General features: G+C 63.5%; 16 protein-coding genes and 1 pseudogene. 8 read left to right on the plus strand and 9 right to left on the minus strand.

Going from position 1 to position 22588, the window contains the following annotated elements:
* Window positions 1–4: 4 nt before the first annotated feature.
* Both V1277_RS12385 and V1277_RS12390 read right to left on the minus strand, forming a co-directional pair.
* A complete protein-coding gene (locus V1277_RS12385; RefSeq protein WP_334416386.1) occupies window positions 5–1165 on the minus strand; it encodes an acyl-CoA dehydrogenase family protein in 1161 nt (386 codons plus the stop codon).
* A 153-nt stretch (window positions 1166–1318) separates the two neighbouring features.
* The gene (locus V1277_RS12390) at window positions 1319–2473 is read right to left on the minus strand and encodes an acyl-CoA dehydrogenase family protein (protein WP_334416387.1); all 1155 of its coding nucleotides are present in this window, start codon (window positions 2471–2473) and stop codon (window positions 1319–1321) included.
* 192 nt (window positions 2474–2665) lie between these two features.
* Between V1277_RS12390 and V1277_RS12395 the strand changes: the two genes are divergently transcribed.
* Window positions 2666–4213, plus strand: coding sequence for an acyl-CoA synthetase (locus tag V1277_RS12395; protein WP_334416388.1), 1548 nt, complete (start codon window positions 2666–2668; stop codon window positions 4211–4213).
* A 304-nt stretch (window positions 4214–4517) separates the two neighbouring features.
* On the opposite strand, the gene V1277_RS12400 is transcribed toward V1277_RS12395, so the two are convergent.
* Window positions 4518–4727 (minus strand): cold-shock protein, encoded by a 210-nt coding sequence (locus V1277_RS12400; protein ID WP_334416389.1) that lies wholly within the window; start codon window positions 4725–4727, stop codon window positions 4518–4520.
* Window positions 4728–4905: 178 nt separating this feature from the next.
* Window positions 4906–5670, minus strand: a complete 765-nt coding sequence (locus V1277_RS12405; protein ID WP_334420354.1) for a helix-turn-helix domain-containing protein — start codon at window positions 5668–5670, stop codon at window positions 4906–4908.
* A 187-nt stretch (window positions 5671–5857) separates the two neighbouring features.
* Between V1277_RS12405 and V1277_RS12410 the strand changes: the two genes are divergently transcribed.
* The 3 genes from V1277_RS12410 to V1277_RS12420 all read left to right on the plus strand — a co-directional run bounded on the left by V1277_RS12410 (window position 5858) and on the right by V1277_RS12420 (window position 11298).
* Window positions 5858–8128: a marine proteobacterial sortase target protein gene (locus V1277_RS12410; RefSeq protein ID WP_334416390.1), complete on the plus strand. Its 2271-nt coding sequence runs from the start codon at window positions 5858–5860 to the stop codon at window positions 8126–8128.
* A 202-nt stretch (window positions 8129–8330) separates the two neighbouring features.
* On the plus strand, window positions 8331–8909 hold the full coding sequence (locus tag V1277_RS12415; protein ID WP_334416391.1) for a class GN sortase: 579 nt from the start codon (window positions 8331–8333) through the stop codon (window positions 8907–8909).
* A 166-nt stretch (window positions 8910–9075) separates the two neighbouring features.
* Entirely contained in the window at window positions 9076–11298 is a 2223-nt protein-coding gene (locus V1277_RS12420; RefSeq protein WP_334420355.1) for an acetate--CoA ligase family protein, read from the plus strand.
* 114 nt (window positions 11299–11412) lie between these two features.
* On the opposite strand, the gene V1277_RS12425 is transcribed toward V1277_RS12420, so the two are convergent.
* Entirely contained in the window at window positions 11413–12174 is a 762-nt protein-coding gene (locus tag V1277_RS12425) for a S1 family peptidase (protein ID WP_334416392.1), read from the minus strand.
* Between the two features lie 108 nt (window positions 12175–12282).
* On the opposite strand from V1277_RS12425, the gene V1277_RS12430 reads away from it, so the two are divergent.
* The 3 genes and pseudogenes from V1277_RS12430 (at window position 12283) to V1277_RS12440 (ending at window position 15360) form a co-directional block, all read left to right on the plus strand.
* Window positions 12283–12918, plus strand: coding sequence for an HAD-IA family hydrolase (locus V1277_RS12430; protein ID WP_334416393.1), 636 nt, complete (start codon window positions 12283–12285; stop codon window positions 12916–12918).
* 109 nt (window positions 12919–13027) lie between these two features.
* A pseudogene (locus V1277_RS12435) lies at window positions 13028–13976 on the plus strand (AAA family ATPase).
* Between the two features lie 7 nt (window positions 13977–13983).
* Window positions 13984–15360 (plus strand): vWA domain-containing protein, encoded by a 1377-nt coding sequence (locus tag V1277_RS12440; protein WP_334416394.1) that lies wholly within the window; start codon window positions 13984–13986, stop codon window positions 15358–15360.
* Window positions 15361–15366: 6 nt separating this feature from the next.
* On the opposite strand, the gene V1277_RS12445 is transcribed toward V1277_RS12440, so the two are convergent.
* From V1277_RS12445 to V1277_RS12455, 3 genes are read right to left on the minus strand one after another with little or no spacing between them, the layout of a single operon-like run.
* Complete coding sequence (locus V1277_RS12445; protein ID WP_334416395.1) at window positions 15367–17595, minus strand: xanthine dehydrogenase family protein molybdopterin-binding subunit; 2229 nt, start codon at window positions 17593–17595, stop codon at window positions 15367–15369.
* The gene (locus tag V1277_RS12450; RefSeq protein WP_334372169.1) at window positions 17592–18089 is read right to left on the minus strand and encodes a (2Fe-2S)-binding protein; all 498 of its coding nucleotides are present in this window, start codon (window positions 18087–18089) and stop codon (window positions 17592–17594) included. Before V1277_RS12450 ends, V1277_RS12445 begins: the two co-directional genes overlap by 4 nt.
* On the minus strand, window positions 18086–19438 hold the full coding sequence (locus V1277_RS12455) for a cytochrome c (RefSeq protein ID WP_334416396.1): 1353 nt from the start codon (window positions 19436–19438) through the stop codon (window positions 18086–18088). The genes V1277_RS12450 and V1277_RS12455 overlap by 4 nt, the downstream gene beginning before the upstream one ends.
* Window positions 19439–19670: 232 nt before the next feature.
* Between V1277_RS12455 and recQ the strand changes: the two genes are divergently transcribed.
* Window positions 19671–21533 carry a DNA helicase RecQ gene (gene recQ / locus V1277_RS12460; protein WP_334416397.1) on the plus strand — a complete coding sequence of 621 codons (1863 nt, stop codon included), beginning with the start codon at window positions 19671–19673 and terminating at the stop codon, window positions 21531–21533.
* Window positions 21534–21542: 9 nt separating this feature from the next.
* Here the strand turns inward: recQ and V1277_RS12465 are convergent, their stop codons facing one another.
* Window positions 21543–22556, minus strand: a complete 1014-nt coding sequence (locus V1277_RS12465; protein WP_334416398.1) for a 1-aminocyclopropane-1-carboxylate deaminase — start codon at window positions 22554–22556, stop codon at window positions 21543–21545.
* Between the last annotated feature and the right edge of the window lie 32 nt (window positions 22557–22588).

The raw sequence follows: 22588 nt of genomic DNA on the forward strand, positions 1-22588 counted from the left end.
GCCGCTATTTCTGTTTCATGCCGGGCAGCGTGCCCATCATCTTGCATAACACCGTCAGCATCACCTCGTCGGCGCCGCCACCGATCGAGGTCAGGCGGCTGTCGCGATAGGCCCGGCTGACCGGCGTTTCGTTCATAAAACCCATGCCGCCCCAGAACTGCAGGCAGGCATCCGTGAGTTCGCGCCCCAGCCGCCCCGCCTTGAGCTTGGCCATGGTGGCAAGCCGCGTCACATCCTCGCCCGCGATCAACGCCTCGGCGGCGCGGTAGACCAGCGCGCGCAACAGCTCGACCTCGGTCTGCATCTCCGCAAGCTTGAAATGAACGGTCTGATTGTCGAGGATCGACTTCCCAAACGCCTTGCGGCCGCGGGTGTATTCGATCGTCTCTGATATGATGAACTCATGCGCCTTGAGGCAGGCCGCCGCGCCCCACAGCCGCTCCTCCTGAAACTGCACCATCTGGTAGGTAAAGCCCTTGCCTTCCTCACCGATCCGGTTGCGCTTGGGCACCCGAACATTATCGAAGAAGATCTGCGCGGTGTCGGACGAGCGCATGCCCATCTTGTCGAGCTTGCGCGCGACCTGCACGCCCTTGGTTTTCATGGGTACGCAGATCAGCGACTTGTTGCGATGGACCTGGCCGTCGCTGGTATTGGCGAGCAGACAGATCCAGTCGGCCTGCACGCCGTTGGTGATCCACATCTTGCCGCCGTTGATGACGTAATCGTCGCCGTCGGAACGCGCACTCGTCTTGATCGAGGCGACGTCGGAACCGGCGCCCGGCTCCGAGACGCCAACGCAGGCCACTGCATCGCCGGCAATCGCGGGCGCGAGAAATTCGCGGCGCACCTCATCAGAACCGAACCGCGCCAGCGCGGGAGTAGCCATATCGGTCTGCACCCCGATCGCCATCGGCACGCCGCCGCATTTGATGGCACCAAGCTCTTCCGCCATCATCAGCGCGTAGGAATAATCGAGTCCCTGGCCGCCGAACTCGACTGGTTTGTTGAGGCCGAGAAAGCCGAGATCGCCGAGCTTCTTGAACAGCTCGTGCGCCGGGAAAATGTCGTTCTTCTCCCATTCGTCAACGAACGGGTTGATCTCGGCCGCGATGAATTTTTGCAGGATGCGGCGGGGTTCGTCGTGGTCGGCGGTGAAGAGCATGTTTGTTTCCCTGTCATTCCGGGCGCGCGTAGCGCGAACTATGGTGCGCAATTGCGCACCTGAGAATCTCGATTTTATTGTACTCATCTCCAGATTCTCCGATGTGCAATTGCACATCGTAGTTCGCGCTACGCGCGCCCCCGGAAATGACGGCTAGAGCCCCATTTGCCTTGAGGCGAGATCCTTCATGATCTCCTCGGTGCCGCCACCTATGGCGTTGACCTTGACCTCGCGATAGATGCGCTCGACCTTGACGCCGCGCATGAAGCCGGCGCCGCCGAAAATCTGGACGGCCTCGGAGGCGCAGAACGCCATGGTTTGCGTGGCCTGGTTCTTCATCATGCAGATTTCGGCGACCGGGCTCTCGCCCTGCCCGAGCCGCCACGCCAGCATTTCCAGCATCGCCTGCGAGGCCGCGACCTTCTGCGCCATGTCGACGATCTTGTGACGGATCACCTGGTGCTGGGCAATCGGCTTGCCGAAGGTCTTGCGCTCCTTGGCATATGCCATCGCTTCCTCGACGCAGACGCGAGCGTAAGCCGTGCAACTCGCCGCCATGCCCATACGCTCGCTGTTGAAATTGTGCATGATGATCTTGAAGCCCTGACCTTCCTCGCCGATCAGGTTCTCGATGGGGACGCGGCACTCGTCGAAATGCAGCGTGGCGGTATCGGAGGCCCACCAGCCCATCTTCTTCAGTTTGGTCCGCGACAGGCCCGGCGTATCGCCCTCGATCAACAGCAGGCTGACGCCGCCCGGTCCCTCGCCGCCGGTGCGCACCGCGACCGTCAGATAGTCGGCCCGCATGCCCGACGTGATAAAGGTCTTCTCGCCGCTGACGACATAATGGTCACCGTCGATTCGCGCCTTGGTGCGCAGATTGGCGACGTCGGAGCCGCCGCTGGGCTCGGTGATCGCGAGCGCCGAAATCTTCTCGCCCGACAGCACCTGCGGCAACACCCTCGCCTTGACCTCGGGCCGCGCGGCACGCGCAATCGGCGGCGAGCCGATGGTGTGGCTCATCAGGCTTGAGCTGACCCCGCCGGCGCCGGCGCGCGCCAGTTCCTGCGACGCCACGATCTTCATGAACTGGTCGGCGGGCACACCGCCATATTCTTCCGGAAAGCCCAGCCCAAGCAGCCCGATCTCGGACGCCTTGCGATACAGCTCGCGCGGAAACTCGCCGGCTTCATCCCATTCATGGGCATAGGGCTCGATCTCGCGCGCCACGAAGCGGCGCATCACGTCGCGGAACGCTTCGTGATCCGCCTTGTAGAACGGGCTTTGCACCCCTGTGCGCTCCAGCATGCTTTTTCTCCGCAAGGATTACGATGCCCCGATTTGGCCTGCGCAAACTTGCGTTGAGCGGCTGCGACCCACTTGGCGATCCGGCCAGCCACACAACGCAAGACATTACACCGATATGCCGGCTTCATCAGATAAAACGAGATAAGATCGCCGGTATCGAGCGGCGCAGGACCGTTCTACCCTGGAGGAAGCATGCCCTCGGTTCGTTATTACGACTGGATCGTCCATTTCGGCCGCCGCACGCCGGGCAAGATCGCGGCCATCGACCTCGCGAGTGACCGCCGCCTCTCCTACGCAGAGTTCGACGACCGCATTTCGCGCCTTGCCACGCATCTGCGCGATGCGCTCGGCATCAAGCGCGGCGACCGCGTCGCCGTGCTGGCACTGAACACCACCGATACGCTTGAAGTGCAGTTCGCCTGCGGCCGGTTAGGCGCGGTCTTCCTGCCACTGAATACACGGCTTACGGTTCCCGAGCTGCAGTTCATTGTCGGCGATTCCTCGCCGACGGTCATGATCCACGACACCGACCTCGCGGAAGTCGCGCTGACGGTCGCCAAGCTCTGCAACGTTCCATCGGCGCTGCTGCTTGGTCCCGGCGGCTCCTATGAAGCGGCGATCGCGGCATCCAAACCGCTCGACCGGTTCGAATACGTCACGCACGACGACATCTCGACCATCATGTACACCTCGGGCACGACAGGCCTGCCCAAGGGCGCGATCATCACCCATGGCATGACCTTCTGGAATTGCGTCAATCTCGGCGGCCCTGCCTATGTCTCGCCGTCGACGGTTCTGCTCACGGTGCTGCCGCTGTTCCATACCGGCGGGCTCAATTGCTACACCAATCCCGTGCTGCATGCCGGCGGCACCGTGCTGATCATGCGCGCGTTCGATCCAGGCCAGGCGCTGCAACTGATCAGCGATCCATCCTACGGCATTACGCAATTCTTCGGCGTGCCGTCGATCTACCAGTTCATGGCGCAGCATCCCTCGTTCGCGACAGCCGATTTCAGCCGCCTGGTGATCGGCGGCGTCGGTGGCGCGCCGATGCCGGTGCCGCTCCTGAAAGTATGGGAAGAGCGCGGCGTCGCCCTTCAGCAGGGCTATGGCATGACCGAGACGTCGCCGGCCGTGCTGGCGCTCGACCGCGAGGACGCGGCGCGCAAGGCCGGCTCGTCCGGCAAGCCGGTGCTGCATACGGAAGTGCGGATCGTCCGTCCCGACGGGACGGACGCCGATGTCGGCGAGCTCGGCGAACTCTGGGTCAGGGGGCCGAACGTCACGCCCGGCTACTGGAACCGGCCGGACGCCAATCAATCATCCTTCACCGACGGCTGGCTGCACACCGGCGACGCCACGCGTGTCGATGAGGAAGGCTTCTACTACATCGTCGACCGCTGGAAGGACATGTACATTTCCGGCGGCGAAAACGTCTATCCAGCCGAAGTCGAAAGCGTGCTGCATCAGCTCACCGCCATCGCGGAGGCTGCCGTCATCGGCGTTCCGAACGAGCAATGGGGCGAGGTCGGCATGGCGATCGTGGCGATCAAGCCGGGCCATACGCTGACGCCTGCCGATATTCACGCGCATTGCGCGGCCAATCTGGCGCGGTTCAAATGTCCCAGGCTGATCGAGTTCGTCGATGCCTTGCCCCGCAACGCGACGGGCAAGATTCACAAGCCGACACTGCGACAGCAGTTCAACGCGCCGAAGGCGACGGACAAGCTGGCTTCGTGACAGGACCGTGCCCACATCGTCATGCCCCGCGAAATATAGAAAACAACCCCATGCAAAGTAGCAAGTCGCACCCGGTCCGGCCTTCGGCCGGCCGGATGACAGGCTCCGGCGGGGCATCCAGTAGACGCTAGTGGTAGTGATTGAACCGAACGCTGCGGCTTGCTGGATCATCCGCTCCAGTGCGCAATGGCGCACCAGGCGAAGCAGAAAGAGAAAACCCGCCGGCTCATCGCCAGCGGGCTTGATTGCTCAGAGGCCGATCGAAGGATCCCAGTACATCCGTGGTGATCCCCCATCGATCGCCTTAACCGACGCGAAGGTTTTCCGCGCTGGTCTTGCCGCGCATGCGGTCGACCGTCGCTTCATATGAAAGCTTTTGTCCTTCATTGAGCGAGCTCAGACCTGCACGTTCGACGGCGCTGATGTGGACGAAAACGTCGGTGCTGCCATCATCGGGCTGAATGAAGCCAAAACCCTTGGTCGCGTTGAACCACTTAACTGTTCCGGTAGCCATGTAACTATCTCCAAGATGCGCGAAAGCGCTTTTGCCCGCACGACCTCCGCGCAGGCTTGATCCGATTTCAACGATGTCTTGGGGATTGGAGCCGGTTCGGCGTGGTCAACAAGGCAGAGTGATAATTCGAATAGGGCTTATATGGTCTGTCTCGCCGGGAATGCAAGGCCGGTGGGCGCTACCCCGGCAAGAACAGCGCGAACGGTTCTTCCGTCGTCCGCCGCAGATGCTGGCGGTACAACACGTAGTTGGCATCGTCAGACGAAACCCTGCCAAAGGTCGGGTTCGCGACCATCTTGATCGGCAGATAGGCGATTGGGGCCGCGATCGGCGTCAACGATGAGCCGCGGCCGGCCAGCAGCGTCGTGATGATGCCGTACATCTCGCCCGAAATCGCCAGCCGCGCCACCGTGATCAGGCGATGCTGGCCGTGCCGGTTGGTGACGAGGTAGATGTGGCCGGACTGGTTCGGCACCGCCACTTCGCCGAACTGGGTGAACGCCGCGTCCTGCCGCTCGCTTTCGTGAAACACCAGCGAAGACGCGGTCGGATCCCAGGTGATCTCGGTGCGGTAGGCGAAGATCGCGTCCTTGTCGCCGAACGACGGACGCACCGTGACATAGGTCCCCTCGATCCACGCCACCGCGCGGCGCGAATAGGCACCCAAGCTATCGGGCGCAACCTCGCCGTTGACAGCAGGCAGGGGCGCTGGCGCCTCCGGCGTCTTGCGCAGTGAAACGCCGAGCGCCTGCTCGAGCCGGACGGTGGTGGCGAGGGTGAACGGGCGGCGACCGCCCAGCACTTTTTCCAGCGTCGATAGGCTGAGTTTTGCAAGTTCTGCCAGAGACTGCCGGGAGATGCGGCGGCGGGCGATCTCCTCACGAATCGTGTCGGCAATCTGCCGGCTTTGTTCGGCGGAAAGCTGCTTGTCCGGCGCTGGCATCGTCACCTCTGTCCTTCTCCTGTCAGTTTAGCAGACGCACAATCCATCACAAACCCGCACAAAGCAGCCCGGGTCGCGGCGTGCCACGCTGGTCGGTGGCCGAACAAGGCCGATCATTCCGCTCGCGCCAAATCGCTGAATTCCACACCCTCTCACGCGGCAAAATCGCCGTTTGGGAGTGAGCGACATGACGACATGCGACGAAATTGAGGCTGACAAACGCAGCGAACAGCCCAGCCTGGTCAGGCTGGTGCTGTTCTTTGTGATGCAAGGCGTTGCCGTAATCCTGGTCGGGTTTGCGGCATTATTTTTGAGTTTTGAGCCGGTCTGGTCGGCAGAGCGCCTGTCGGCAAACTACCTCAAGCCGGGCGACGCGCGCTCTGGTTCGTTGCTCATAAAGAACAAAGAAGGTTACGCCGATGCGTCGCGGCTCGGCATAGATGTCGACCTCACCGTATCCGGCCCCACCGTCCGCGCCCGCGTCACCCAGATTTTCCGCAACCCTTCGAAAGACTGGGTCGAGGCGGTCTATGTCTACCCGCTGCCGGCCGGCGGCGCGGTCGATTCGCTGAAGATGGTGATCGGCGATCGCGTCGTGGTCGGCGACATCAAGGAGCGCCAGCAGGCGAAGGCTATCTACGAGCAGGCGAAGCAGAACGGGCAGAAGGCGGCGCTGACCGAACAGGAGCGGCCGAACATCTTCACCAACTCCGTCGCCAATATCGGCCCCGGCGAAACCGTGCTGGTGCAGATCGAGTATCAGGAGCCGGTCCAACAATCCGGCGGCGCGTTCTCGCTGCGGGTGCCAATGGTGGTGGCTCCGCGCTACAATCCCGCGCCCGTCGTGCAGAGCGTCGATTTCAAGCTAGGCGGCGGCTGGGGGGCGATCAAGTCCGATCCCGTTCCGGATCGCGACCGCATCTCGCCCGAAGTGCTCGACCCCGCGACCAACGCACCGGTCAACCCGACCCGCATCACGGTGCGGCTGCAGGCCGGCTTCCCGCTCAGCGAAATCAAGAGCCACCATCACGCGATCAAGACCGAGAAGCCGGACGCGAATACGAGCATTCTTCGATTGGCCGAAGGCCCGGTGCCGGCGGATCGCGATTTCGAACTGACCTGGAAGCCCGTGGCCGAGACGGCGCCCTCGGTCGGATTGTTCCGCGAGCGCGTCGGCGACAGCGACTATCTGCTCGCCTTCGTCACGCCACCGTCGGTCGAGCAGGCGCAGCAGAAGCCGCTGCCGCGCGAGGTGATTTTCGTGATCGACAATTCCGGTTCGATGGGCGGCGTCTCGATCATCCAGGCCAAAGCGAGCCTCATCTACGCGCTCGGCCGCCTGCAGCCCAATGACCGTTTCAATGTGATCCGCTTCGACCACACCATGGACCTGTTGTTTCCGTCAGCCGTGCCGGCCGACAGCGAGCATATCGGCCGGGCCACCTCATTCGTCGGCGCACTGCAAGCCAATGGCGGCACCGAAATGGTGCCCGCGATGCGCGCGGCGCTCGCCGACAAGGCTGGCGATACCAACTACGTCCGGCAGGTCGTGTTCCTCACCGACGGCGCCATCGGCAACGAGCAGCAATTGTTCGAAACCATCAGCGCGCTGCGCGGCCGCTCTCGTGTCTTCATGGTCGGCATCGGCTCGGCGCCGAACACCTATCTGATGACGCGCGCCGCCGAACTCGGCCGTGGCACCTTCACCCATATCGGTTCGGTCGAGCAGGTCGAAGAGCGCATGCGCGGGCTGTTCGCCAAGCTGGAGAATCCCGCGGTGACCAACCTGGTCGCAAATTTCTCCGAAGCCAGTGCCGACATAACGCCGGCCGCGATTCCCGACGTCTATCGCGACGAGCCGCTGGTGCTCGCGGCAAAACTCGACAAGCTCGCGGGCTCGGTCGAGATCAGGGGCCGCATTGGCGATCGCCCGTGGACCGTCACCCTGCCGCTGGCAAACGCAGCCGAAGGCAAAGGCCTCTCGAAACTCTGGGCACGCCGCAAGATCGCGAACGCCGAAGTCGCGCGCACCACGCGGCAGGCGACCCCGGAAGATGCGGATAAGGCGATTCTGGCGCTGGCGCTCGAGCATCAACTCGTCACGCGGCTGACCAGCCTGGTCGCAGTCGACAAGACGCCGAGCCGTCCGCAAGGAGAGCCGCTCAAGGTCTCGGAACTGCCGATCAACCTGCCGGCGGGTTGGGATTTTGAGAAGGTGTTCGGCGAGCGCCCACGCGTCCCCGCAACGCCTATGGAACGGCGCGCGGACACGGAGGAGGCGCGGGTGCAGATCGCGGCGCTGAAGCGGGCCCAGCCTGTCGCCACCCAAGCGCCCAGCACGGTCACGCTGCCTAGGACGGCGACCGACGCCGAACTGAAGATGATTGCGAGCGTGATCCTGCTCACGTTCAGCCTGATCGTCTTGGTGTTCAATCGACGTCAGATGTCACTTCGTTGACGTCGGCTGAAAGGTGGAGGGACCCCCGACCTCCTCTTTCCAGAGCGCGCGCGGCTTCCACCCGTCCCCCCAGAGCCGCGCGCGCCGCTTTTTTCTCCAACCACCGTCATTGCGAGGAGCAAAGCGACGAAGCAATCCATCTATCCCCGCGTGGAGAGCTGGATTGCTTCGCTTCGCTCGCAATGACGGGGAGAGTATCCCGGTGCCCCGCTTTATCCTCCCTCTCCTTCTCGCCCTCATCGGCCTGATCCTGTTCGGCCAAGGCGCCTACATCCACGCCAAGGCGCTGCTCGCACAGGTGCTGCTGGAGCGGGCCTTCGAGAAAACCATCACCACGGGGCGCGAGACAAAGCCGTGGTCGTGGGCCGACACCTGGCCGGTTGCGCGTATCGAGGTAAAGCGGCTCGGTGCCCGCGCCATCGTGCTCGCGGGCAGCAGCGGCCAGGCGCTCGCCTTCGGCCCGGGTCATGTCGAACAGACACCCGACGCCGGCGAACGCGGCATCGCCGTCTATTCGGCGCATCGCGATACACATTTTGCCTTCCTGAAGAATGTCATTGTCGGTGACGAAATCGACGTCACAAGACGTGACGGGCGGACGTTCCGCTATCGGGTGGATGCCACCTCGGTCGTGCGCTTCGATACCTCCGGCATCGATCCGCTCGCGGGCGGGCATGAACTGGTGCTGTCCACCTGCTGGCCGTTCGACGCGCTGACACAGGGGCCGGAGCGCTATCTTGTGCACGCCACGATGATCGGACCCATATCAAATACGCGCTGAATTCTGTGAGCCGGGAAATCTTGCGCAGCGCGAATGGCGCTCATCGCGCAACGCGTGTTGCCACCCTCGCCAAGGCTCAATAAAAGGGCCCTAATGAAAAGAAAAACCATGGCGGGACGATCATTCTCGATCGCCGCGGCCAGGAACAACAGAGTTAGGGATGTCCATGGACGCTCAGGCAAGCACCGCATCGCACACGGTCGAAAAATGGTCGCCATCGCCTGACGCCAGCGACATCGTCAAGAGCATCCATGCGATGCTGCACCCGCGCAATATCGTGCTGGTCGGCGCTACCGACAAGCCCGGCAACTATGCCGAGCGCATCTGGAACAATCTGATCAAGTACGGCTACGAAGGCGGACTGTTTCCAGTCAATGCCAAGCGCGAAACGATCTGGGGTGTGCCCTGCTACAAGGATTTTGCGAGCCTCCCCGAAAATCCTGATCACGTGCTGGTGCTGGTGCCGGCGCGCTTCGCCGTGCAGGTGATCCGCGATGCCGCGGCGGCCGGCGCGCGTTCCGCCACCATCGTCACCTCGGGCTTCAGCGAGTTGCAGGACGAGGAAAGTCAGCGGCTAGCGGTTGAATTGAAGGAGGCGGTGCGCGAGACCGGTCTTGCGGTCACCGGGCCGAACTGCCTCGGCAATTTGAGCGCGGGCGAAAAGCTGTTCACCAATATCGACGATCGTATCGTCACGATGGAGGCTGGACCGGTGGCAATTGTTGGCCAATCCGGCGCGATCGTGATGGCGATCCGGCAGACGCTGGAAGATCGCGGCGTCGGCGTCGGCTACATGGTGACGACCGGCAATGAGACCGGGCTCGAGACGCCGGACCTGATGACCTATTTCGCAGCCGATCCCTCGATCCGCGCTATCGTCGTCTATCTCGAAGGCGTCCGGAACACAAAAGTGTTCCGCGAGGCCTGCAAGGCCGCGCGGGCTGCCGGCAAGCCGGTGATCGCGCTCAAGCTTGGCGCCTCCGAAGGCGGCCGCGCCGCCGCGATGGCGCATACCGGCGCGCTCGCGGGCTCGATCGAAACGTTCGATGCGATCTCGACGCGCGAAGGCGTGATCCGCGTGCGCGGATTGGACGATCTGATCGAGACTACCGAATGTTTCGTCCATGCCGATCCGCCGAAGGGCAACCGGCTCGCCGCGGTATCGCTGTCTGGCGGCAAGCGCGGGCTATTGATCGACGCGTTCTATTCGGCCGGCCTGAACTTCGCGCCGCTGAGCCCGAACGCGACGGCGCAACTGACGCAAATGCTCGGGCCCGGCAGTATTGTCGGCAATCCGCTCGATGCCGGCTTTGCCGCCGTTGTCGACCCCTCCGTCTACATCAAGTCGATCAAGATCATGATCGACGATCCCGACACCGACATCGTCATCATCGACGCTGAGCTGCCGAAGGCGCCGCACGAATTGCGCGAGCGCAACCTGCGCCTCGTCAACGAGATGGCGGGAACCGCCAATAAGCCCGTGGTCTACATCAGCGCGATGTCGATCGGATTTACCGAATTCACCAAGGCCCTGCGCAAGTCGCTGCCGAACATCGCGGTCATGCAGGGCCTCGATCGCGCCGTCGGGGCAATCAAGTCGCTGATCGAATATGCGTCCTTGCGCAAGGAAGTGCCTGACATCGTATCGAGCTCGAAAGCTTCCGCGCGCGCAATGCTGGAGAGGACGCTCAAGGCCGCCAACGGCGCCGCCGCGCTGGACGAGGTCGCGTCGAAGAAACTGCTAAAAGCCTACGGCATCCCGGTTTCGAAGGAAGAGATTGCGCAGACCGCGGCAGAAGCCGTCAAGATCGCCAAGAAGATCGGCTTCCCCGTCGTCGCAAAGGTGGTCAGCGCCGACATCCTGCACAAGTCGGACATCGGCGGCGTGGTGCTGAACCTCAACAGCGCCGCGGAGGTGAAGAAGGCGTTCAACGGCATCACCGCGCGGGTGAAGAGGATCAAGAGCAAGCCGAAGCTGGAGGGCATTCTGATCGCGCAGCAGGTCAAGGCCGATCTCGAACTCGTGGTCGGCGCCTCGCTCGACGCCGAGATGGGTCCCGTCGTGCTGTTCGGCACCGGCGGCGTCGACATCGAACTGATGAAGGATGTTGCGCTTGCCGGCGCGCCGCTGGACGAGGCCGAAGCAAAACAATTGATCGCCAAGACCAAGGCCGGTGTGAAGATGAAGGGCTATCGCGGCAAGCCAGCACTGCACGAGCCTTCCGCCGTCAAGGCGCTGGTCGGTCTCTCCAACCTGATGGCGGACGCCGGCAACCGCATCGCGTCGATCGACGTCAATCCGTTTTTGATCAACAGCAAACTCGGCGTGGCCGTGGATGGCCTGATCGTGCTCAACAACGCCGCCGCGAACAAGGCGGCGGGGCAGTGAGTCACGGAAATCCGTAGGGTGGGCAAAGCGAAGCGTGCCCACCATCGGGAGCGGAGTGGTTGATGGTGGGCACGGCGCTAACGCGCCTTTGCCCACCCTACTGCACCGAGCAAGCTACAACCCCGCGCCCCACTTCTGCGCCGTCTGCACTATCCAATCCCGATACAGCGTCAGCGGCGTGACGCCGGTCATGCCGCCGCAACCTGCACTGCCGTTCGGCCCGGTCGACCAGCTCACCACGCCGATAATGACGGGACCGCTTGGCTTGTCCTCAAATACAGGCGCGCCGGAATCTCCCGTGCAAGCGCCGAGCCCGTCACGCGTGCCCTGCCCCACCGGATCGACCAGCCTGATCTGCAACGTTCCCGGCCTGCCGGTCGCGACCAGGCTGGCGAGGCGGATGGTGCCGCCGCTCTTGCCGTCGCCGCGGACGGTTACGCCGATGCCCGCGATCGTAAAACGGCTGCCGACGTTGATCGGGATATCAGGCAATCCGAGCACGGCCGGCGTCTTTCCCCTAGGCGGCGCCGCTAATTGCAGCAACGCGACATCCGCCGTCGCGCGATGTCCTGACATCGCCTGCATGTTGAAGCCAGGATGAATGGCGATGCTCTTCACGTCGTGCAGCGAGGGTTGCCTGTCTGCACCATATTCGACGATCTTGTATTCCGCGCTGGGCTGCACGCAGTGCGCCGCCGTCAACACCAGCCTTGGCGCAATCAAGGCCCCGGTGCAGAAATTACCGCGCGATCCGACGATGGTGATGATAGAGCGAGCCACACCTTCGGTGGATGGCGCACCACCGCCGACGATGGCATGGGCGGGAACGGAGAGCAGCAGCACCAGGCCGGCAATCATTCGAGGCAGGATCTTCATCGGCGCAGCAATAGCTTGTGCGGCGCGCATCGCCAAGCGCAGCGATCGGGCTGGTTCGGGCAGTCAATCCGTGTTAGCCGCTCCCCGGAGCGTTACTTTAGGCAGGACATGATGATCGAGGCAGTGATCTGGGATTTCGGCGGAGTGCTCACCACCTCGCCATTCGAGGCATTCACGCGGTTCGAGACCGAGCGCGGGCTGCCGGCCGACATCATCCGACGCACCAACGCCGCCAATCATTTGGAGAATGCCTGGGCAAAATTCGAGCGCGCCGAGGTCGACATCGAGGCCTTCGACGAATTGTTTGCGGCCGAATCGCTGGCGTTGGGCGCGGCGGTTCGCGGCAAGGACGTGCTGCCGCTATTGTCCGGCGATCTGCGGCCCGAAATGGTCGAGGCGCTGAAGCGCGTCAAGGCAATGTTCAAGACCGGCTGCATCACCAACAACCTGCCCGCCAACGCGATCGGCAGCCACAGCGGCCGCACACTCTATGTCGCCGAAGTGATGGCGCTGTTCGACCATGTCATCGAGTCAGCAAAAATCGGCCTTCGGAAACCCGATCCGCGCATCTACCGGATGATGGTTGAGACGCTAAAGGTCGATCCCAAGAACTGCGTCTATCTCGACGACCTCGGCGTCAATCTGAAGCCGGCGCGCGAGATGGGCATGACCACAATCAAGGTGGTTAGTGCGGCGCAGGCGATCACCGAGCTTGAGGCGGCCACCGGGCTGGCATTGCGCTAGGCGGAAAATACCGGAACTTGCGCCCTCGTTATGTCCAAACGGCGCTTGTTCTTTGCCGGGAACGCAGGCAGAACATTCCGAAATCTACCGAATTCGGAGTTGAAACCCCGTGGCTGATATCAGGCCTTCGGCCTCGATCGAGGCAGTGGAAAGCGGTCTTGCGGCGCAAGGCTATATTGCGAGCCGCCAGATCGCGACCGCGGTCTATCTGTCGCAACAGATCGAAAAGCCCATTCTGGTCGAAGGCCCGGCCGGCGTCGGCAAGACCGAGCTGGCCAAAGCGATCGCCGCCTGGCGCGGCATGAAGATGATCCGCCTGCAATGCTATGAGGGGCTCGACGAGGCGAAAGCGCTGTACGAGTGGAAATATGCCAAGCAGCTTCTGTACACGCAGATCCTGAAGGACAAGCTCGGCGAGGTGCTCGGCGGCGCGCCGACGCTGGAGGCGGCGCTGAACCCAGCTTCACGATTTCGGCGACGTGTTCTTCTCCAAGGAGTTCGTCGAACCGCGGCCGTTGTTGCAAGCGCTGGAGCAGCCCGCGGGCTGCGTATTGCTGATCGACGAAATCGATAAATCCGACGCCGAATTCGAATCGCTGCTCTTGGAAATCCTCAGCGATTTCCAGGTCACGATTCCGGAACTCGGGACGGTGGTCGCGGTCGCGCCGCCGACCGTGATCCTGACCTCGAACAGCGAGCGCGACCTCGGCGACGCGCTGAAGCGGCGCTGTCTGCACCTGCATATCGGCTTCCCCGAACAAAAGTTGGAGGAGCGGATCGTCGAGAGCCGGGTGCCCGGCATTTCGCAGACGCTGCGCAGGCAGATGGTCGGTTTCATCCACGAGGTCCGCACGCTCGACCTGAAGAAGCTGCCGTCGGTCAGCGAGACCATCGACTGGGCGCGCGTGCTGGTGCTGCTGCAGGCGCCCGAGCTCGGCCATGAGATGGTCAAGGACACGCTCAACGTTCTTCTGAAATACGAGGCGGATATCGAGGCCACCATGCCGCAGGTCTCCACCTTCATCGCCAAGGCCTCGCGTCAAAACGTCTTCGGGTGAGGCGCGAATGCGCGAGAACCTGCATCGCTTCTTTCGTGCGGCGCGGGGCGCAGGCGTCAGGCTCTCGCCGGCGGAAAGCATCGACGCGATGCGGGCCGTCTCCAAGGTCGGCTTTACCGACCGCACCATCCTGCGCGACACATTTCTGCTGACGCTCGCCAAGACGCAGGATGAGAAGAAGGCGCTCGGCGATTGCTTCGATCTGTTCTTCGATCAGCCCGAGCCGCAATCGCCGCCCGAAGATGGCAAGCCGAACGAGCAGAATGCGGACGGATCCAACGCGGCATCCGATTCACCGAGCGAGACAAGCGGCGGGGACGAGCAAGCCGAAGGGCTTGGCGAACTCGCGCAAATGCTGCTGGCGCAGGATCGCAACCAGATATCGGCTGCGATTGCCAATGCGGCAAGCGCGGCCTCGCTGTCCGACATCCGCTACTTCACCCAGCGTGGCATCTTCTCCGGCCGCATCCTCGACCAGATGGGCATCCAGCGCCTGCGCGACGATCTCGACAACCTCGCCGCCACCAACCCGGCGCTGGCAGAGCGGTTGACCAACGCGCTGGACGGGCTACGCGGCACGGTGCGCGATACCGTCTCGCAGGCCCTGATGCTGTACGGCCGCGAAGAGGCGGAGAGCCTGCGCAACGAGATCCTGCGCAACGCGCCATTGTCGCGGATCGAGCCGCGGCAGGTCGAACAGATGCGGCATCTGATCCGCCAGATCGCGCGCCGCCTGCGCGAGCGCTATTCCAAGCCGCGCAAGCGCCAGCGCCGCGGCCATCTCGACGTCCGCCGCACCATCCGCCGCAACGCCGCATGGGGCGGCGTGCCGTTTCTCACCGCGTGGAAGCGACGGCATCGCGACAAGCCGAAGATCGTGGCGTTGTGCGACGTTTCGGGCTCGGTGGCGCGGGTTTCGGATTTCTTCCTGCTGTTGATCCATAGCCTGCACGAGGTCGTGGACGATGCCCGCTCGTTTGCATTTTCAGGACACCTCATCGAAGTCAGCGACATCCTGGAATCCAAATCGCCGGAAGAGGCAATGGCCGAGATCATGTCCAAGGTCGGCTTCGGCTCCTCCGACTACGGCAGTTCGCTTGCTGACTTTGAGGATGAGTGGATGAGCGCGATCACGCCGCAAACCACGGTGATCGTGCTCGGCGATGCCCGCAGCAACAACCTCGATCCGCGTGCGGACATCCTTCGTCGAATTGCCGAACGGTCGAAACGGCTGGTCTGGCTCAATCCCGAGGGACGCATGGCCTGGGGCTGGGGCGATTCCGAAATGCCGCGCTATTCGACCTTCTGCACCGTTGTCCGCCAATGCGCGACCGCCAAACAGCTCGAACGCGCGGTGTCTGACATCGTGGCGAGCTATCAGTAGCCCCGTTCACGCATCGATCGCTTCCTTGATGCGCTTGCGCGTGAGCGGCAAATTCCGCAGTCGCTTTCCCGTAGCATTGGCGATGGCGTTGGCAATCGAGGCCGCCGCCGGACCCTGCCCGGTTTCGCCGCTGCCGAGAAACGGCTGCCCCGGCCGGTCGATGATGTGAACCTCGATACTTTCGGGCACTGAATTGAAACGCAGGATCGGATAGGTCTGCCAGTCGATGCTAGTGATCCTGGTGTCGTCAAACGTTACGCTTTCATACAGCGTCCAGCTCATCGACTGCACGATTGCGCCTTCGATCTGGTTGATCAACCCGTCCGGATTGACCACCTGGCCGCTATCAACCGCCGCCGCCGCGCGGACCAGGCGCGGGCGACCGGTTTCGCGGTTCACCTCCACTTCGGAAGCGACGGCGCAATAGGCTGCCAGATTCTTGTAACGCGCAAAGGCAAAGCCGTAACCGCGATCCGGCGGCGGCTTCTGATCAGGTTTCCATCCGAAGGCTTGCGCGGCCCTTTCGATCACGTCGCGGCCGCGCCGATCGTCGAGATGTTTCAATCTGAACTCGACCGGATCGGCGCCGGCGAGAATGGCGAGCTCATCGATAAAGCTCTCGATCGAGAACACATTGTGGTAGGCGCCGAGCGCCCGCATCGCTGAAATCCGCAGCGGCATCGCGGAAATGAAGTGATGCACCACGCGCGCATTGGGGAAATTGTAGAACGGGATCGCGTTGCGGTCGCCGCCGCCTTCCGGCAACGGCAACGGCCTGGGAGCCGGCACGGCAAACGGTTGCGCCATGTGCTGCGCCGCCAGCATCGACCCGGCGCCGCCCGGCCGCATCGAATGCGTATTGCTCCAGACATCGAAATTCCAGTCGGCAATCCTGCCATTGCCGTCGAGTGAGGCCTTGAGCTTCGTCACCATCGCCGGGCCGAACGGCTCCCAGGCATGTTCCTGTTCGCGCATCCAGTGCACGCGAACAGGTCGGCCGGGTAGTGCACGGGCGATCAGCGCGGCGTCGGCGGCGGCATCATCAGCACCGTTATGGCCATAGCAGCCAGAGCCTTCGACATGGATCAGGTGAACGCTGGCCGGCGGCATACGCAACATTTCGGCGATACCCTGACGGTCGGGAAAAACGCCTTGCGTATGCGTCCACACCGTCATCGCGCCATCGACGAATTGTGCCACCGCGCAGGACGGCCCGATCGATCCGTGCGCCTGATAGGGCCGCGTGTAGGTCGCCTCGATGGTCCTGTGGGCCGTGACGGCGGGATTGCTGCGCTCGAAGATCGTCGTGTTCTGCGAGGGCAGGCTGGTCAACACGTTAAGCAGATCATCCTGCTTAGGCAGGCGTGCGGCTTCCTTCCACTTCGCGGCAGCGGCAAGCGCGTTCATCGCCTTGATCGACTGGAATTCCTTTTCCGCAACGACGGCCAGGAAATTGCCGTCACGCACGATCTTGACGACGCCGGGCAGTTTCTCGACGGCGGCGGTATCGCATTCGGTCAGTTGCGCGCCGTAGCTCGGTGGCCGCACGACGCGGGCATGCACCATCCCGGGCAGCCGCATGTCTTGAACATAGGCCTCCGCACCGGTCACCTTGGCAGGGATATCGACGCGCGGGACAGGCCGGCCGATCACCTTGAATGTCGCCGGGTCCTTCAGTCTGGACGTTGGCTGCGCCTGAACATGCAACATCTCGCCTACGACGAGTTCACCATACGACAGGCGCTTGCCATCCGGCGCGATCACCGCGCCGTCTGCCGTCCGCAGGCTCTCGGCCGACAGATCAAGCCGCCGCGCCGCTTCCGCGATCAGCAGCGCGCGGACCTGTGCCGCCGCGTTCTGGATCGCGGTGCCGCTGTCTTTCATGGAGTTGCTGCCGGCGGTATAACCTTCGTTCGCGGTCAGGCGCGTGTCCGCCGTCGTCACCTTCAGAGAATCAAAGGCAACATCGAGCTCCTCGGCCGCGATCTGCTGGAACGCCGTCTTGAAGCCCTGGCCGAGTTCGGCCTTGCCGGTGAACACCTCGACACCATTGGCATCTATGCGGATCCATGCGTCGAGATAGGGCGCGGTTTTCAGGCTGCCGGGCGGGGTCGGCGCGGCAGCCGCGGGCGCCTCTTGTTGCTGCGCCAAAGCACTGCCGAGCGAGAAGCTGACGATCAGCGCGCCGCCGCCTGCCAGCACGCGACGGCGATCGATAATCAGGGGGGCGTTCATCGGGCGCTCCCGTTGGCTGTCGGCGACGCTTCCGCCGTGTCCATCAGCCGCGCCGCCCGATGTATCGCACGCAGAATCCGCATATGGGTGCCGCAGCGGCATAGATGCGGTTCGAGCTCGGCGCGAATCTGCTCGTCGGTCGGCTTCGAATTCTTCTGCAGCAAGGCCTGCGCCCGCATCATCATTCCCGGGATGCAATAGCCGCATTGTGCTGCCTGCTCTTCCATGAACGCCCGCTGGATCGGCGCGGGCTCGGCGATCGTGCCGAGACCCTCCAGCGTCGTTACCTGCTTGCCTTCGAGCAGCACCATCGGCACGACGCAGGACAGCACCGCCTTGCCGTCCACGATTACCGTGCACGAGCCGCATTGTCCCAACCCGCAGCCGTACTTGGCGGCATTGAGCTTGAGGTCGTCACGCAGCACGTAGAGCAGCGGCGTATCCGCCTCCGCGTCGACCTGATGCTCGCGGCCGTTGACCTTCAATGTCATCATGGCTTTTCTCGCTGCTGAGGGTCGGCAGGCGCGTTGCGCGGCGCGGGCGACGTCTGGAGAAATACGGTCTGCGTGCGGCGCGCGTCCGCGATGGTTTTCTTGAGGTCGATCCATGCCGGCTGGTCGCTGAACCGCGCCCGCAAATAGTTGAGCAAGGCCGAAGCCTGATCATCGTTCATGCTGGCGGCAAAGCCCGGCATGATCGGGCTACGCTCGCCTTCCACCGCATCAATGCCGGAAAGGACGATGTTGGCGAGATTGCGCGGATCGGGGCTTGAGATCGCGGTGCTGAGGCCAAGATCGACCCCGCCATAAGGAAGCGGCCTGCCGCCCTCGTGGCATGACGCGCAGGCGGCAGTATACATTGACGCGCCAACGGGGTTTGTCTGCGAAGCCGTCCTGGCGCGCGCCAAGGCATCCTCGCTTGGTCCGGCGCGGCCAGACGACGGTGTACCGGATACGCCGGCCATATAGACCGCGATGGCGTGGACGTCGCTTGCCGGCACCGAGGACAGGTTGCTCACCACCTTCGCCATCGGCCCGCGCGCGGTGCCGTGATCGGGATGCCAGCCTTCGCGCAAATAGGTGAACAATGCATCGGCGGTCCAGGGCACGGGTGAGCGGGACTGGTCGTTGATCGCATAGGCGTGCCAGTCGTCGACATCGCCGCCGGCAAACCGCGCGCTGACGCGTTCCGCGCCCAGCGCATTTCGCGGCGTATGGCAGGCGCCGCAATGGGCGAGCCCTTCGACCAGATAGGCGCCGCGGTTCCACTCGGCGCTCTGTTTGGGATCGGGCCGATAGGTGTCGTGGCGAAGGAAAAGCAATTTCCATCCCGCGATGGCGAGCCGCTGGTCGAACGGGAAAGCAAGCTGGTTTTCGCGTGCCGCTGCGCGAACCGGCTGCCGCGTCATCAGGAAGGCATAGAGCGCCCGGTCGTCCTCATCGCTGACGTTGGTGAAGTGGTCGTATGGGAATGTCGGATAAAGGTGCTGACCTTCACGGTTGACGCCGGACCGCATCGCGCGGCGGAATGCCGCTTCCGACCATCGGCCGATTCCCGTCTCCGGATCCGGCGTGATGTTGGTGGAAAAAATTGTGCCGAACGGGGTCGGCACCGGCAGACCGCCTGCAAAGTTCTTAGCCCCGCGCGGCGTATGGCAATCGCTGCAATTGCCGATCGCCGCCAGGTCGCGGCCTCGCTTGACGAGGGCGGCATCGAAGGATTGCGGGTCGGGAGGATCGATTGCCGCGATTGCCGGGCGCCACGCAACTGCAAAGGCTGCGACCGCGGCAGCGATCAGCACGACGGCAACGATGCCCGCGATAATCCGCGTCGATGCCCGCATGCTCTCGCCTCGGGTTTTTGTTGCTTGGGTTGCCTTCTAACACAAATCTCCCTCCGTCGTTCGCCCCCGGACGCGCCGATCACCGGCAGTTGACCCCTTTGCTGCCGTTGCCGAAACACGCCGCGGGAACATCAAAATCAGGCATGGACTTGCCACGATGTTTTTGGCCTATTGATCCCTCAATTCCGCGGTGCCTACCCCCATACGCCTTCAACCGGACGACCTCACTCCCATGCCTGCCCCTGCAGCCCGGTACGATGAACCCGGCAATGCCCCCGATGCGCTGTCCGTCCTGAATTCCGTGTTCGGCCTGCCCGCCTTTCGCGGCGCGCAGGAAGAGATCGTCCGGCACGTGACCGAGGGCGGCAACTGCCTGGTGCTGATGCCGACCGGCGGCGGCAAGTCGCTGTGCTATCAGTTGCCGTCGCTGCTGCGCGAGGGCTGCGGCATCGTGGTGTCGCCGCTGATCGCGCTGATGCGCGACCAGGTCGCGGGACTTCTGGAGGCCGGCGTCAACGCGGCCGTGCTGAACTCGACGCTGTCATTCGACGAGGCGTCGGAAGTCGAGCGGCGGCTATTGGCCGGCGACCTCGACCTGCTCTATGTCGCGCCGGAACGGCTCTTGACGCCGCGCTGCCTTTCCCTGCTCGGCCAAGCCAATATCGCGCTGTTTGCGATCGACGAGGCGCATTGCGTGTCGCAATGGGGGCACGATTTCCGCCCCGAATATATCGGCCTGTCCGCGATCGCCGAGCGCTTTCCCGACGTGCCGCGCATTGCGCTGACGGCGACCGCCGACGAGATGACGCGCAAGGAGATCGTGACCCGGCTGGGGCTATCAGGCGCACCGAGCTTCATCTCGAGTTTCGATCGCCCGAATATCCGCTACGAGATCGTCGAGAAGCAGAATGCCCCGGCCCAGCTCAAGGCCTTCATCAGCGAGCGGCACGCGGGTGACGCTGGCATCGTGTACTGCCTGTCGCGCGCCAAGGTCGAGGATACCGCCGAAGCGCTGAGCAACGCCGGCATTCCGGCCCTGCCCTATCACGCCGGTCTCGACGCCGGCGTCCGCGCCCGCAACCAGGATCGTTTCATCAACGAGGATGGCGTCGTGATCGTCGCCACCATCGCGTTCGGCATGGGGATCGACAAACCGGACGTGCGCTTCGTGGCGCATCTCGATCTGCCGAAAAGCATCGAGGCCTACTATCAGGAAACCGGCCGCGCCGGGCGCGACGGCAAGCCGTCCAGCGCCTGGATGGCCTATGGCCTGACCGACATCGTGCAGCAGCGCCGCATGATCGATGAATCCACCGGCTCCGATACGTTCAAGCGCGTCTCGATCGGCAAGCTCGACGCACTGGTGGCGCTGGCGGAAACCGCGGGCTGCCGGCGCAGCCGCCTGCTCGGCTATTTCGGCGAGGAAGTCACCGACGGCAATTGCGGCAATTGCGACAACTGCCTGTCGCCGCCGCAGCTTCGCGACGGCAAAGTCGCCGCGCAAAAACTGTTGTCCTGCGCCTACCGCACCGGACAACGCTTCGGCGCCATGCACCTGATCGACGTGCTGGTCGGCCGCATGACCGAGAAGGTCACGCAGTTCGGCCACGACAAGTTGTCCGTGTTCGGCATCGGCCGTGAGCTCAACGAAAAGCAGTGGCGCGCCGTGATCCGGCAATTGGTCGCGATGGGCCACCTTCAGGCCGACAGCGAAGCCTTTGGTGCGCTAAAACTGACGGAAAGCGCGCGCGGCGTCCTGAAGGGTGAGACCGAAGTGATGCTGCGCGAGGCGGCGCCGGGCACGCGCATTCGCGCCAGCCGCGCCAAATCAAGGCGCGGCGATCTCGCGCCACGCGCCGAGGCGAGGCCCGCCGACGCCCCTCTTCAGGCCGCGCTTCGCGCGTGGCGCTCGGAGATCGCGCGCCAGCGAAACGTGCCGGCCTATGTCGTGCTGCATGATTCCACGCTCGACGGCATCGCCGCCGCGCGGCCGGCGACGCTGAACGCGCTTCGCAACATCCCCGGCATCGGCGACAAAAAGCTCGAACATTACGGCGACGAACTGCTGGCGGTGGTGCGGGCAGCCGACGCGTAAGTCTCGACCTCATCCATTGCGGAAGGTGTAAGCGTATCCGTTGATCGCGGGCGCGCCGCCAAGATGGGCGTAGAGCACCTTCGATCCCTTCGGGAAATAGCCCTTGTTCACGAGGTCGATCATGCCCTGCATGGATTTTCCCTCGTAGACGGGATCGGTGATCATGCCTTCGAGACGCGCGCAGAGCCGGATGGCCTCCTTGGTCTCTTCCGACGGAACGCCATAAGCCGGATAGGCGTAGTCCTCGATCAGGACGACGTCGTCCTCGACGATCTCGTTACCCAGCTCGACGAGCTTTGCGGTATTGCGAGCGATCTCGAGCACCTGGGCCTTGGTCTGGGCCGGGGTGAAGGATGCGTCGATGCCGATCACCTTGCGCGCGCGGCCGTCCTTGGCAAATCCCACCAGCATGCCGGCATGGGTCGAGCCGGTGACCGTGCAGACCACGATGTAATCGAAGGCAAAGCCAAGCTCTTTCTCCTGCGCGCGGACTTCTTCCGCAAAACCGACATAGCCGAGCCCGCCATATTTGTGCACGGAGGCGCCGGCGGGAATCGCATAGGGCTTGCCGCCCTTGGCCTTCACGTCCGCGATCGCCTCTTCCCAGCTCTGGCGGATGCCGATGTCGAAACCTTCATCCACCAGCCGCACGTCCGCGCCCATCACGCGGCTGAGCAGGATGTTGCCGACGCGGTCGTAGACCGCGTCCTCATGCGGTACCCAGCTTTCCTGCACCAGGCGGCACTTCATGCCGATCTTGGCTGCAACGGCCGCGACCATGCGGGTATGGTTGGACTGCACGCCGCCGATCGAGACCAGCGTGTCCGCGTTGGAAGCGATCGCGTCGGGCACGATGTATTCGAGCTTGCGCAGCTTGTTGCCGCCGAAGGCGAGGCCGGAATTGCAATCCTCGCGCTTGGCATAGAGCTCGACCTGGCCGCCGAGATGCTGCGACAGCCGCTCCAGCTTTTCGATGTGAGTCGGCCCGAAAGTGAGCGGATAGCGTTCGAATTTCTCCAACATGGTCATCCCCGTTGATGGTCTGATGTCGGGGG

Source organism: Bradyrhizobium sp. AZCC 1588, assembly GCF_036924735.1.
In the GTDB taxonomy this organism is placed as follows: domain Bacteria; phylum Pseudomonadota; class Alphaproteobacteria; order Rhizobiales; family Xanthobacteraceae; genus Bradyrhizobium.

Excerpts from the sequence above, each read along its gene's own strand:
- V1277_RS12430 (WP_334416393.1), top strand. The coding sequence starts at position 12,283 with ATGATGATCGAGGCAGTGATCTGGGATTTCGGCGGAGTGCTCACCACC.
- V1277_RS12445 (WP_334416395.1), bottom strand. The coding sequence starts at position 17,595 with ATGAACGCCCCCCTGATTATCGATCGCCGTCGCGTGCTGGCAGGCGGC.
- V1277_RS12420 (WP_334420355.1), top strand. The coding sequence starts at position 9,076 with ATGGACGCTCAGGCAAGCACCGCATCGCACACGGTCGAAAAATGGTCG.
- V1277_RS12465 (WP_334416398.1), bottom strand. The coding sequence starts at position 22,556 with ATGTTGGAGAAATTCGAACGCTATCCGCTCACTTTCGGGCCGACTCAC.
- V1277_RS12450 (WP_334372169.1), bottom strand. The coding sequence starts at position 18,089 with ATGATGACATTGAAGGTCAACGGCCGCGAGCATCAGGTCGACGCGGAG.
- V1277_RS12425 (WP_334416392.1), bottom strand. The coding sequence starts at position 12,174 with ATGAAGATCCTGCCTCGAATGATTGCCGGCCTGGTGCTGCTGCTCTCC.
- V1277_RS12400 (WP_334416389.1), bottom strand. The coding sequence starts at position 4,727 with ATGGCTACCGGAACAGTTAAGTGGTTCAACGCGACCAAGGGTTTTGGC.
- V1277_RS12395 (WP_334416388.1), top strand. The coding sequence starts at position 2,666 with ATGCCCTCGGTTCGTTATTACGACTGGATCGTCCATTTCGGCCGCCGC.
- V1277_RS12455 (WP_334416396.1), bottom strand. The coding sequence starts at position 19,438 with ATGCGGGCATCGACGCGGATTATCGCGGGCATCGTTGCCGTCGTGCTG.
- V1277_RS12390 (WP_334416387.1), bottom strand. The coding sequence starts at position 2,473 with ATGCTGGAGCGCACAGGGGTGCAAAGCCCGTTCTACAAGGCGGATCAC.
- V1277_RS12385 (WP_334416386.1), bottom strand. The coding sequence starts at position 1,165 with ATGCTCTTCACCGCCGACCACGACGAACCCCGCCGCATCCTGCAAAAA.
- recQ (WP_334416397.1), top strand. The coding sequence starts at position 19,671 with ATGCCTGCCCCTGCAGCCCGGTACGATGAACCCGGCAATGCCCCCGAT.
- V1277_RS12410 (WP_334416390.1), top strand. The coding sequence starts at position 5,858 with ATGACGACATGCGACGAAATTGAGGCTGACAAACGCAGCGAACAGCCC.
- V1277_RS12440 (WP_334416394.1), top strand. The coding sequence starts at position 13,984 with ATGCGCGAGAACCTGCATCGCTTCTTTCGTGCGGCGCGGGGCGCAGGC.
- V1277_RS12405 (WP_334420354.1), bottom strand. The coding sequence starts at position 5,670 with ATGCCAGCGCCGGACAAGCAGCTTTCCGCCGAACAAAGCCGGCAGATT.